We start from the raw sequence: 13,585 nt of genomic DNA on the forward strand, positions 1-13,585 counted from the left end.
GACATCTGCCTATTCTAGCTTATAAAGGGTATAACAAGAGCGGATTTGGTATAAAAATAAAAGCTAATCTTCTATTTCTAACCCTAATCAATTTCACTATAAACATCAGTATTCTATTAAATACCATCATCAAGTCTTCTGTATAATTTCCCTTCTAGTTTTTTTGGATAGCATAACAAAAGCGATTAATACTAGGTTTTTTATTTCCATCTGTCATGAGATTTTTCATGTTAGTCATGAAGTTAAAAAAGTTATAGGTTTTTGACCCATCTTGGTTATCGGATCTATTTTCCCAGTCCCAGTCTTCCCACCAAGAAGCACCCTGTAAATTATCAATTTTTAAGTCTAGTGTGAATAGGTAAATACCTGATTCAGTCAAAGATTCGGGTTTAACTTTCGTATTAAATGTTAAGGTGTTGTCCGTGAGATTTACATCAGTAATATTTAAAGCTTGTTTTAATGGAGAATTGTTATCTTGTTTAACAAATTTTTTCTCAAATGAATCTGATAATTGAAGACTTTTTTCAGCTTTAATTCCTTCTGGATCTGGAGGCAATGTGTGGTCCAAAAGAGAAAAGTCTAAGCTAAAAGGGATAGAAATAGCTTGCTGATCAATTCTTCCAGGTACTTCCAAAAGTGTATAAGAGGAGTGATTGCTTTCAAAGCCAACTCTCCCGATTTGAAGATATTGAGGACTACTAACTTCGTTAGGAAGGTTATCTGTTAATCTGGGATAACTAGGCTCTTTCATGAACTGATTAGGAGAGAAAATAACAAACTCGCTAGTTTCAATCAGATCACTAGACTTTCTTTTTAGAGCCTGATAATAGTAGATTAAGTCAGAATAAGGACCAATGAAAACTACATAAAATGGTCGGTATTCCTCAATAGCTGATTTATCTGTTGTATCATAATAAAAATCAGAACTCACCCTAGGATCAGTTGAATAAACCGTTCCTCTAAACTCACTCTTAACCCCCAGAATACCAACAGAATAGTTACTTTGATTGTTTTTTAAATAGGTTTCTTCAATTTTTTTAATTACGTTATTAACATCTGCTCCGTTTTGTTCTAAGTCAGTAACAAAAACTAAAAGTTTTTCGTTTTGTTCCTCTGGTGGAGTAATAGCTTTATCCAGATGGCTAGACACTTTAGGAAAATTAGGGTTTGCTCCTGTATAAAAGTCTGGGTCAAAAGCATTACGATATTGTTGACGGCTGATTAATTGGTTGTCTCTACCACCTGAGCGGTAGTGTGTTAATGTTTGTTCGTCTCTTGGTCCGTTGTCCAAGTGAAAAACACTATCCAGCAATTTTAGTGTTCTGATATAACGACTGTTGGGATTATCAACGTACCCTAGCATAGAGCCACTACCGTCAACGTGAAGGGCAATTTCTAGGGGATTTGACTCAGAAAAGGAAGCACTCTGTTGTTCAAATTCGCAGGGATAGTCTTGATCGGTAAACACCGTAGGACTTTTGCATGAGACTAGTAGAATAACAGTAGCAAGGGCTACTAAGCACCATTTGAGTCGAAATAGGGGTTTAATCACCTTGTAATCAATATTTACAATACACCAGCAGTCAACAGTAAATGTTGCTATACTTAGTAGCGAATTAACAGTACACTGGAGGAGTCGACTCTAATTCTAGATCATGCCGGTATTTTTTGCCGAGTGAGTCTTCTTTAATCATTCCCTAATCTATTAATTGCATCGTTGTTAAATTAAAAAGCCAAAAAGTCGTGTGGACGCTTTCGAGCGGAAAAAGTGTTAATGAAAAGTGGAGAAATTATTCGCATAATTGTGTGTGTTTTGATAAGTTTAGTATTAATTTTTTATTTGCAACCGCTACTTTATCAAAACCGTCTCATCCGAGTCTCAGATGTACCCCTGACAACCTGGATAAGTGATTACTACACAGTAGGGGGTTGGTTCGTTTTTGGTTCTTCTCTTGGAGCAACCCTAATCTGGACTTTTATGACAGCGAGAGCCAAAGCAACAGGAGCGCTGGATGTATTTCGTTGGCGAGTTGTTTGGGGTTTATTAGCACTTTTGCCAATCGTAGGAATTTGCATCGCCCTATATTTTTTCAATGAGAGCGATGATGCACTCATAACTCTAACGGGATTTTTTATTCTCGATGCGGTTTTATTGTATTGGTTGCCGACAGTAACCAGTTCACCCGGATTATTTAGGAACATTCCACCAGGTTCTTCTTTTATACGTCGTTTGATTGGCTAGCAGTATTCCATTATGGCTCAGAATTCTCTTTATGTAATTGGCATTGGCGGAACAGGGGCAAAATGTCTAGAAGCTATTCTCCAAATTGCCAGCGTGGGTTTGTTTACAGACAAGCCAATTAGGATGTTGTTTGTGGATGCAGATGAAACGAATGGCAACTTAGAGCGGGCAAGAATTGGTCTCAAAACTTATCAAAATTGTTATAACTTGCTCAAGAGTCAACAACGTCCCCATGTTTGGATGCAAACCCAACTGAACGCTTTCAGTCCCGACTTATGGTCACCCTTTGCTAATACCAAAGTCAACAAAGACTTAGAGTCGTTTTTTGGCTATAATAACCTGCTTCAAAACGATCCAGAATTAGCAAGTTTATTTGATGTTCTCTATACCAAAGATGAACGCGAAGCCAATTTAGATGTGGGATTTCGGGGTCGGCCATCCATAGGTGCAGCAATCATGAGTCGTCTAGACTTAGAAAACTTGGATGAGCAACCTTGGTACGATTTAATTAGTCAAATTCAGGCCGATTGCGGATCAGGACAAAGACCAAAGATATTTTTATGCGGGTCAATTTTTGGCGGAACAGGGGCATCCGGACTCCCCACATTAGGTCGTTTGATCCATAACAAGTTAGAAGGTAAAAATATTCGTGGGAGCGTTGATATCGCTTGTTTATTTGTCTTACCTTATTTTCAATTCCAGCCCACTGGACCCGATGCTAGTCAACAAGTTTATGCCAGTTCAGACCAGTTTTTATTGAACACAGAAGCGGCACTGCGGTACTATACAGACCAAAATCAGTATTTTGATAAGGTTTATCTGTTAGGAGATCAAAACTTTTCTAGGTATAAATTTAGCGTTGGCAAAAATACACAACGAAACGAACCCCATTTTATAGAACTCTATGCAGCCCTAGCAGCTCGTCATTTTTCAGATGATTCTAAGGCGGAGTCAAACAATCCTTCTTCTAAAGGAACAGAGAAAGTGGCTTTAATCAGTCGTAGAAACCCTGAAAAACTTGTCTGGGGTGATTTACCAGAAATGGCCGATGTTCAACGGAAGTTAGCGACAGGGGTACGCTTTGCCTATATCTGGTTGTCGAATATTTTGCCGGAGTTGTCCACTGCACAACAAATAGGGGTAGCTAAATTTCGTGCTGGGGCCCCTTGGTTTGATCAGTTTTTTAACCCCGAACTGGGAGCGATAGCTAAGATATTTGACAAAAAAGGACAAGAATTACCCAGTTTAAGCGATCCCGAAGAGCAAAAAGCTATTGAAACCGTGACAAATTGGTGTACAGACTATTTGCGCTGGGTGAGAGAAATTCAGGAGTATGCTCCAGGGACAATTGAACTGGAACTATTTCGTACTGGTCCGTTGGAGAGTTTTGATGGACAAGTGAGGGGAGAATACTTGCGAGATTTAGTCTTAGGAGATACTCGGGAAGAAGGAAGGAAAAATCAAGATGAAATTCAAAAAATTAAGGAACAACTAATCAACTCTTCTACCCTCGATTTGGGAAGTTCCAGTTTAGGAACAGTGAGGTTAGCTAATGCTTTATACATTCTTTCTCAATGGTCTTAATAGTTAATCAGTAAAATAAGGAAAATTAACCATGAATGCAAATGAACCAAAGGAATCTACCACTTTTTTCTTACCCCCACTAAAATCCGACAAGGATGTCCAAGGAGAAGCTGGTGGAACATGGAATCAGCAACCAGAAAAAGCCTTTAACACAGTTGCTAGTAGTTTAGAATATAATGCCCCAGGAGAAGTCAATAAAATAAGCTCGGTACCCACCATGTGGGCTCGTCCCCTCACCTTGGAGATGGTATTACACAATAATCAACATCCTTTGCGGGGTGCGATGGTAGCCCAGTGGCAAGGGATGTTAGCGGCGATCGCCCTAGCGGAACATCGAGGTTTACCCATGACCGCTAAATTAATCGAGTTAGGTGAAAAAAAGAAACCTTTTGCTAAGTCTTTAGTGGATTTGTTGCCAGATTATGAAGGGAAAAACCTCTACACTCTAGATAATAAGCATCCTTGGGAAGATTTATTTATATTTTTGTGGAACGATCAACCAGTAGGATTAACTTCTCCTTCTACTTTAGTTGTACCGTCGGAAGAAGGGAAATGGGAGGGATTGCCTTGGTGGAATCGGCAAAAAAACTGTTTGGAAGCACCCCAATCTAAATTAAATGAAGACGAAAAGAAATTTTTATGGGGTTGGTTAAAGAGTTTAAACGCAGAGTTAGACAATCACAACGGAAATGATGATGCAATTAATATTATTCAGGGTTTGATCTCTGATTTTCAGGGTACCTTGAAAAAATTAGATGATACTCAAACAGATATTTTTAGCGACAATCTTCAGTTTTTTGGGGTTTTCATTAACCGAGGTGCTTTAGTTGGTCTTAATACTCCCGTCAAAGGACCAGAAAAACCTTCCAGCGTAAAGTTAATTGCTTCAGGGACAAAAGAAGGGGACGGAAAATTACCCTTATTGCTTTATGATACAGAAATGCCCAACATTTGGGGCAAAGTGCCTCAAAATATATCTATTCATGGGGGAAAAACCTTAGCTTCCTTGAAGGTGGAGGATTTAGAAAATTTAAAAATTCGCTGGCAAAATGAAGTTGTTGTTGTTCAAAAAGACGATTTATTTTTAGAAGAATTATATTTTATTGATTTAGATAATGCTTTACCTGGGGCTTTATTACCAGAGACAACCGGTAACAATTCAATGGTCTTTAATGATAAGCGGGTAACTCCCTTAATTCCCCTCAATCCGATTTTATTAGACTATTTTACTCCTGAAGATTTGCTGAGTAAAATCAAGTTTCAACCCATCAGAGGAGCAGCTAATAAAATACGTTTAAGTCTCACTTTACCCCTAACAGGAGTCCAAGACGAAAAGAGCGGAAGTAAGAGTAATACTAAGGGTTTTCAAGACTATTTAGTCTACAAAGATTATGAACTAACAGAAGATGATTTACTCCCAGATCAATTGCCAGTCCTAGAAGTGTGGCCTAATTTTAATGCGCAAAACTGGCAAGAATACTATGGATTTTACTACGACGGAGAACTAGGAGATTCAACATTTCAAGTTAGCTTCCCAAAACCAAGATATGCTAACAGTTTTCAACAGGGAAGGGGCAATTACACAATGGTAAAGTTAGAGTCTTTCCCTGAGTATGTTAAGTGTTTGAATGGACAAAAACAACTTGCTGGCTTGATTTTACTCCCCTCTCCCGAAACAGTTTCTTTAAGCAAAATCTGTGAAGTTGGTGTTGATTTTGGGACTTCCTTTACCAATATTTATGTTAATAAAAAAGAGGTTCCCGAACCCCTTGCTTTAGAGAATCTGCTCTACAGGGTTACAAAAAGTGATAATGACACTCGTATCATTGTGTTGTTTGAACATTTCATTGCCAAAGATTTTATTCCTGTGGAGAAACCCTTACCTTTATCAAGTGTACTGACAACAAAGGGAAGAAATGTCAAAAACGAGAAAATGTTGCCCATTGTCGATGGTCGGATTTATGTACCAGATGGCGGCAGATTTAAGCCCCAAGAAGACTGGATGAAAACCAACCTGAAATGGGAACCAGAAAATCTGCCCTTTAATGAACTTTTCATTAAAAACTTAGCCCTCTACATTAGTGCCTTAGTAGCTAAAGAAGGGGTTAGGGAAATTAATTGGTCTTTGTCTTATCCTTCCGCTTTTTCTAAGCGAGATACCAATCGTTATGCAAAAGTTTGGCAGGATTCAGTCAGTGAACTAGAAAAGACTACAGGAATCAAGCAAAATTATCCCGAAATTGGCTCAGATAATCTCCGAACCGAAAGTTTAGCAGTAGCCCAATATTTTGCTGATTTTGAGGAACATGACCTGGTTTATACCACTTGTCTTGATTTGGGAGGAGGAACCTCTGATATTTCTATTTGGGCAGAAAATGAACTATTACATCAATGTTCTGTGCAGTTGGCTGGACGAGATATTTTCTCGCAATTTTTGGCGATGAACCCCCAGTTTCTACAAGATAAATTGAAGTTCGACCCCAAAAAATGGAAAAATTTGAGAGGAGGGGCTTTTAACGCGAAATTAGATGTGTGGTTGCGCCTAGAGAGCGAAAACTGGTTAAAGAGTCAAAGAACGGTATTACAAGATGATCCTGACGTTAAGGGTTTAGTCCGATTGACTGCTATTGGGGTTGCTGGATTGTACTATTATGTGGGGATATTGCTCAGGGTACTGCATCTCGAAGAAAAATACAAAGAAATCAAGATCACGCCAGTTTACATCGGTGGTAATGGCTCTCGCTTTCTGAAATGGCTGGATAACCGAGGTGTGTTTGATAAAAATTCGGAGATGAATGGTTTGCTGAGTCGGATGTTGAGTGCAGGTTCTGAGTTTGAAGACACCGAGCAATTAACCCGCGTCAGTCAACGTCCCAAGGATGAAGCTGCCTGTGGGTTAGTTTTGAAAGGAACCAAATTAAAGGGTATGGGGAAAAAAGTTCAAGATCCTTTAATTGCTGGAGAAGCCTGCGAGATCAGAATCATCAATCAAGCAGAAGGGGATGGTTCTGAAGAAACCCGAATTATCACTGGAGAGTCTCGGCTGCAGGTTGATAGTGATTTTGATTTTGATGTCCTTGATTTTAAGGTGTCTGAATTGGTCGCATTACCTAAGTTTCTCTATGAGTTTCATAAAGCAATCAAGGATTTAGACATTGAAGAAGTCACCCCCCTTAAAGGTTATATTCGCTCTTCTGAACGGGGCAAAAATCAAAAGTTGTGGGAGGATACAGAAAGGACTTTGAATGATATGTTACTAAACTTGAAAGAGGATGCGAAGGAAAATGGAGATGAAAAAGGTTCTGAGAACATCCGTTGGGAACCCCCGTTCATTTTAGGTTTGAAAGCATTATTACAGGTACTGGGCAAACAGTGGGCAGAAAAATAGTAGGCACATAGTGGGCAAAAAATCATATTTTTTGTCTTTTGTTCGTTCTTATTACTTCTTCAATCCGGAGGTTAGCTAAGTGTTCAAGAATCTGTTGTATGTTCTAGCTTTTATTATCCCCCTGGGGGTTCAACAGGGAATGGTTTATGGTGAAGATAATTCTTCACATATTATTATTGCGCAAACCCCAGCCACTTCCCCTTCTCCAACTCCTTCCCCAACCACTTCCCCAGCCACTTCCCCTTCTCCAACTCCTTCTCCTTCACCGCAAAATCAAACAACTCCACCTCCAAATGAAATGAATATTATTCCGATTATTCTTGTGATTCAAGGTTTCGTATTTTTGGTGTTCAAAGGTTTTGAAGTTTTCAATAATAAGAAAAAAATAAGTGATGCTACCGAAGTAATTATTGAGCATATCAAAAAATCATTATTACCTCCCGATATCGAAAAGTTATTATCGCTTCCTGATAAAGTTCAAGGATTAAATGAAACGGTTGAAACACTGGGAAATAACTTGAACAATAGTCAACCTGTACCTACGGATGCTCCTAACGCTCAAGTTCTTAATAGTTTTAGCCAACAATTAGAAAATAGGCTCGAAAACACAATTCAACAAACCTTGAGAAGCGAAATTACTGGACAAATTGATAATAGGATTGATCTGCATTTAACAAATAATGATGAATTCATCAATAAAATAGCACAAGCAGTAACGAACGATCATGAATTTATTAATAAAATAGGGCAAGCAGTTGTTATTGGATTGAGGTTATCAGAAGATAATAACAATCTTTCTGAAGAAGAAAATCAAAACTATTTAATCGGTTCAGGGAATACAATAGAGGGGGAATTACCACAAACAACAAGTCCAGAAAATAGAGGCAATGAAAATTCAGATGATACTGATGAAGATTTAGATGAAGATGATCCCATTCTTACCCCTGAAGAACAAGAAGTAGTTACAAATTACAATAACAGGTCAGATTTACAACATAGGAAAACCCAAGCAAGAAGCACAGAAGGCACTAACGTAGAAGCAAGAACAGGACGAGAGTACTCAGCTACTCTGAGTCAAGGAACGGGAATATATTGGATTATTCAGGGAACACAAGGCACTTATTTAGTTCCTAATTATAGTAAGACGTTTAATAGTCACCAGATGGAGTCTGTGCAAATTTTCTTCGAGTGCAAAGGTTATGTCCATGAGCAAACAGACCCTAATCAGTTTACGTTGGAGAAACCGGCCAAAGTAACTGTAATGTCTTCTGGGGAAATATGGACTCTTAGTCCTAACGGAAAAGGTACTTTAAGATTTAGTGGGTAAATTAGTTATGAATCAAATGTTTTTTCAACAAAAGTTACTGTTTTTGTTATTTGTTCCCGGGTTAGCTTTCAGTTTTCAACCCTTCAAAGCAATGGAAACTAAGCTTTTAGATGATCCCGCTATCGAGATAGCGCAAGCTAGTAGCGACTTGCAAAAACTATCTTCCGAATTAGGCACTTTTAAGGAAAAGGCGAACTTGTTAAAGGACTCAATTAATCAATTAAATAGTGATTTAGTTCTGGTTTACGAAAAGGAAATAGATAGCTCAGAAATTAACCTTGAACTTTCTAAAAAACAGTTAAAAGAAGCTAAAGAAAGTTGGCAATCATGGAAAAATAACTTAGAAAACAATTCTCAAAAAAATGCTTTTGATGATTTTGTTAATAATATTGATAGTAACTTGAATGGATTAGAAAATGTTTTATTACCACTTAAGCAAGAAATAATACAGTCAACAGAACAATTTAAAAATAGAGAAGTGATTCCTCAGCTAAAAGATTATCAAGAGTTGCTGTTTGGTGCAACTGCTCAAGATAGTGATGTTGATGGACTTTTTGGGAAAGGGACTCAAGGAAAAATTGCACAAACCTTGAAAGGATATCTGGGTAATATTGATGATAATATTGAAAAAATAGAATTAGAAATATCCCAGAACAGTTCCAGAATTAGGCCTCACTCTAATGAAGAAAATCAAGATTTACAAAAACAACTTCAACAATTAGAAAGTAGAATAAACCAACTTAGTGAACAATTGTCCGAAAGTAATCAGGAAATTGAACGTTTAAGAAATGAGATAAAATCGTTATCAACAGATAATAACCCTACTCAAACTCCTGAAGAAGAAACAGTAGTCAGAGATAATGCTTATGATCAAACTTCCCTACAACCAACAAACCCGACAGAAGAAACAAAAGATAACAACATTTTCGTGATGTTTATTTTCTTAGCTATCATAGGTGGAATAAGTATTTATGCTATTCGCCAACTTGATTTTCTTAGAAAAACTAAAAAAGATTTGTCCAAAACTCTAAACCAAGAAGACAAAGAACTTAATGGATTCACACAAGAAGATACACTAACAAAATCTAATATGTCCGAGTCAAATTATTCCTATCAAGACTATGACAACACAGGTTACAATCATACCAATTTAGATATAAAGCAAACAACTCAAGAGGGACAAAATTGGGAAGCAGAGGGAAGTGTTCCCATTATGACAGAATTGAACCCAATTCCTCCTTATACTCAAGCTGAAGAGAAAGTAATAAAGCCAGATTTAGATTATATTAAAAGCGAAGCAGACTTACTTCCTGTTTACAATAACAATTATAAAGCTCTGCTACGTCAGATAGTGATTATGACAGCAACCGAAGAAAGTATTGAGAAAAAAAGGGAAGGTTATGACTACCCAATTATCTTTAGTGAATCGAATAATGGTAACTATTGGTTAACATTAATGCCTCAGTTTGAAAGTCCTCATTATTGTTTAGTTCCTAAGAGAAATTTGATTATTAATGAGCATAATTATGAAGCTGTTAGATATATTTTTAATTGTATTGGCTATGAGAATAGAACTAGTAATAAGTTTATCGTGAGACAAACTGCTATTGTTTATTGGGAAGATAAGGAGAAGAATTGTTATCTTTGTGAACCTGGGGAATTGATTTTTTCTTAATCTAATTATGACAAAGATTGACAACTTAAAAATTTATTTTGAGTTTATTGAGGAATAGGTTAAAAATGTTTTCTAATGTTAGAGTAATTGCTTCTCCTGATAAGGAAGGAAAAAGATTACCATTATTACTTTATGGCAATGATGTAGCTATACAGTGGCACGAAAATCCTGAAAAGATTGTTATTTATCAACAGAAAACTTTGAAATCTTTGTCATCTGATGATTTGGAGGATTTAAAAAGAAATAAAGAGGTAATTTTTGTGGAAAAGGATGATTTATTATTAGACGAGTTATATTTTATTGATTTAAACAATGCTTTACCTGGTGGGTTAATGCCGAAATATCAAAATAATAATGGTATTCTTTTTAACGATAGGCGAGTAACTCCTTTAATTCCTTTAAATCCTATCTTGTTAGATTATTTTACACCTGAAGACTTAGTCAACAAGATTTCCTTTAAAATAGAGGAAAATCAAGTTTGTTTAACCCTCAATTTACCTCTCAGTGGGATGCAGAAAGAAAATAAAAATATTCAGGATAATAGTCAGTCTTCTCAAAATTATTTATTGCAGAAATATTATGAGCTTAAAGAAGATAACCTCATCCCAGATCAGTTGCCTGTATTAGAAGTTTGACCGAATTTTCAAGCAGAAGGATGGCACGAATATTATGGTTTTTACTATGACGGGGAACTTGGAGAATCTACCTTTCAAGTCAGTTTTCCTAATGCTAAATACACCCACTCTTTTAAACAGGGAATGGGAAATTATCAAATAGGGTATTTAGAGTCTTTTCCTGAATCTATTCATTGTTTAGATGGGAAAAAAAATATTATTGGCTTAATTTTTTTGAAGTCCCCTGAAACAGTGCAGTTAGAAAAAAGGTGGAAAATAGGGGTTAATTTTGAAGCTTTATTCACTAATATTTATGTGAACAAAAAAGATTTTGCTGAACCCCTTGCTTTAGAAAATTTGCTCTATCAAATGACAAAAAGTGACAGAGACACTCGATTAAATGTGTTATTTGAATATTTTATTCCTGAAGACTTTATTCCTGTAGATAAACCTTTACCTTTAGAAAGTGTTCTAACAACTAAGGGGAGAAATCCTAAGAATGAAAAGCTATTACCCATTTTAGATGGTCGAATTTATGTACCAGATGGCAGCAGATTTGAGCCTCAAGAAGATTGGATGAAAACTGATTTAAAATGGTCAGTTAAGAATCTTCCTTATATAGAGGTATTTTTAAAGCACTTAGCCTTACATATTACAGCATTAGCCGCTAATTCAGGAGTACAACAAATCGAGTGGTTTTTATCTTATCCTTCTTCATTATCCCGAAAATATAAAAGGATGTATATTTCTCTTTGGGAAGATTTAAGAAAAGAACTGCAAGAAACCACAGGAATTATTCAACAACGTCTTGACTTTAATTCTAATAACATAAAATCCGAAAGTCTAGCTTTTGCTCAGTATTTTCGTGATTCTGAGGATCATGATTTAGTTTATACGACTTGTGTTTATCTTTTAGAAAAGACTGCCGATATTAGCATCTGGGAAGATAATAAAATAATTCATCAAACCACAATTTCATTTGGAGAACAAGAATTATTTCGTAATTTTTTGGCTATAAATCCTCAATTCTTGCAAGATAAGTTGAAGTTTGAGCCTAAAAGATGGAAAAATTTGAGAGGAGAAGCTTTTAATATTAAATTAGGTGTTTGGGTGCGTCTAGAGAGCAAACACTGGTTAAATAGTCAAAGAACCATCCTACAAGATGATCCTGATGTCAAAGGGTTGGTACGGCTGACTACTATTGGATTAGCTGGGTTATATTATTATGTAGGAATTATGCTGAGAGTTCTCTACAGCGAAGGAAAATATACAAAAAATAAAATCACTCCTGTTTATTTGGGAGGAAGAGGGTCGCATATTTTAAACTGGTTAGATAATAGGGGATTATTTGATAAAAATTCCGAAGTCAATGCGATCTTTAGTTGTATGTTAAGTGCGGGTTCTGGTTTTGAAGACACTGAACAATTGACTCGCTTAAGTGAACATTTGGGGGATGAAATTGCTTGTGGATTGGTGTTAAATAATACAAGGTTAAATTCAGAAAATGATCTTATTAATGAAGCATTGATTACTGGAGAGAACTGTCAGATAGAATTTCTCGACCATCAGAGACAACAAAAAACAACAAAAATATTCTCTTCTGACTCTCGTTTGGAAATTGAAGAAGGAGAAATAATAGATTTAAAACTAACTAATTTAGTAGAGTTACCCAAGTTTCTCTATGAGTTTCACAAAGCAATCAAGGATTTAGACATTGAAGAAGTCACTCCCCTTCAAGGTTATATTCGTTCTCCAGAACGGGTAAAAAATCAGAAGTTATGGGAGGAGACAGAAAGGACTTTAAATGATATGTTATTGAGTTTGAAGGAGGATGGTAAGGACAAGTACGAACCACCATTTATATTAGGTTTAAAAGCATTGTTAAAAGTTTTAGGTCAGCAGTGGGCAGAAAAATAGTAATTATGATGAAGAGTAATTTTTTAATAAATTGGCTAATTATAGGTTTATTTATCTTCGGGTTAGGAGATAATCACGTAACAATTGCTCAAAGCTATGAAAAAGATACTGCTACTGAAGAATTATCTCAGAATCAATTTATCTCTCAGTCAGACTTAGACCAATTAGACCAATTAAATATTAGTTATTCTGCTTTTGACCGAAGCTTAAATAATTTTTTAATTGACTTGGAAAAGTCAATTGATGGGGAACTATATTTAACAGAGATTGATTATGATAGTCCCTATTTCCAGCTACGAGAATTTAAAAAAGTAATACGAAAAATAAGAGGCAAATTACCTGTTGAAAATGAACAATATATTAACGATATGATTTCTTTGGTAGAAAATGATTTAGAACCAATTTTTGGTAAGTTAATCAGTAATCGGAGCAATAGTATTATTCTTGATGATGTGCAAAGATTACTGGGAATTCAGGGTGATCTCAATAGGCCGGAACATTATGATTATTTAATGACTTATCTGTTAAGTTATTTAAACGAGAAAAATAATGAATTAAAAAAGTTCTTGAGTGAAATTGAAAGCAACTCTCAAGAACAATTTTTAGGTGTAGAATTCATTATTCTGGGTTTATTGATTTTTTGGATAATGTTTTTAATAGCAATAATAGTTAAAGACAAAAAAAACAATCAGTCTTTGCAATTAGAACAAATTACTCCAGTAATTAAAGAGATTAGAAAATCAATTACCCAACCTACTCCTACAAAAAATAATCAAGTACAACAACAGGAAGCTTCTCAAAAAGTCTGGGGGGACTCGCCGAAAGTTAGGGGACAAAG

8 protein-coding genes and 1 pseudogene are annotated in these 13,585 nt (G+C 36.0%); 8 read left to right on the plus strand and 1 reads right to left on the minus strand.

Annotated features, from left to right (window positions below):
- Nucleotides 1–154: 154 nt before the first annotated feature.
- Nucleotides 155–1,468 (minus strand): hypothetical protein, encoded by a 1,314-nt coding sequence (locus P9B04_RS03805; protein WP_342053670.1) that lies wholly within the window; start codon nucleotides 1,466–1,468, stop codon nucleotides 155–157.
- Nucleotides 1,469–1,774: 306 nt separating this feature from the next.
- Here P9B04_RS03805 and P9B04_RS03810 point away from each other — a divergent pair, with 306 nt between their 5' ends.
- From P9B04_RS03810 to P9B04_RS03845, 8 genes and pseudogenes are all read left to right on the plus strand, one after another.
- On the plus strand, nucleotides 1,775–2,242 hold the full coding sequence (locus tag P9B04_RS03810; protein ID WP_342053671.1) for a hypothetical protein: 468 nt from the start codon (nucleotides 1,775–1,777) through the stop codon (nucleotides 2,240–2,242).
- 12 nt (nucleotides 2,243–2,254) lie between these two features.
- Nucleotides 2,255–3,826 carry a hypothetical protein gene (locus P9B04_RS03815; protein ID WP_342053672.1) on the plus strand — a complete coding sequence of 524 codons (1,572 nt, stop codon included), beginning with the start codon at nucleotides 2,255–2,257 and terminating at the stop codon, nucleotides 3,824–3,826.
- Between the two features lie 31 nt (nucleotides 3,827–3,857).
- Nucleotides 3,858–7,214 (plus strand): hypothetical protein, encoded by a 3,357-nt coding sequence (locus P9B04_RS03820; protein WP_342053673.1) that lies wholly within the window; start codon nucleotides 3,858–3,860, stop codon nucleotides 7,212–7,214.
- Between the two features lie 79 nt (nucleotides 7,215–7,293).
- Complete coding sequence (locus tag P9B04_RS03825) at nucleotides 7,294–8,541, plus strand: hypothetical protein (RefSeq protein ID WP_342053674.1); 1,248 nt, start codon at nucleotides 7,294–7,296, stop codon at nucleotides 8,539–8,541.
- 7 nt (nucleotides 8,542–8,548) lie between these two features.
- On the plus strand, nucleotides 8,549–10,216 hold the full coding sequence (locus P9B04_RS03830) for a hypothetical protein (RefSeq protein WP_342053675.1): 1,668 nt from the start codon (nucleotides 8,549–8,551) through the stop codon (nucleotides 10,214–10,216).
- A 65-nt stretch (nucleotides 10,217–10,281) separates the two neighbouring features.
- Nucleotides 10,282–10,851, plus strand: a complete 570-nt coding sequence (locus tag P9B04_RS03835; protein ID WP_342053676.1) for a hypothetical protein — start codon at nucleotides 10,282–10,284, stop codon at nucleotides 10,849–10,851.
- A gap of 123 nt (nucleotides 10,852–10,974) precedes the next feature.
- A complete protein-coding gene (locus P9B04_RS03840; protein WP_342053677.1) occupies nucleotides 10,975–12,747 on the plus strand; it encodes a hypothetical protein in 1,773 nt (590 codons plus the stop codon).
- Between the two features lie 5 nt (nucleotides 12,748–12,752).
- Nucleotides 12,753–13,585, plus strand: a pseudogene (locus tag P9B04_RS03845) (hypothetical protein); the annotation flags it as partial.

Source organism: Crocosphaera sp. Alani8, from assembly GCF_038442745.1.
Lineage (GTDB): Bacteria > Cyanobacteriota > Cyanobacteriia > Cyanobacteriales > Microcystaceae > Crocosphaera.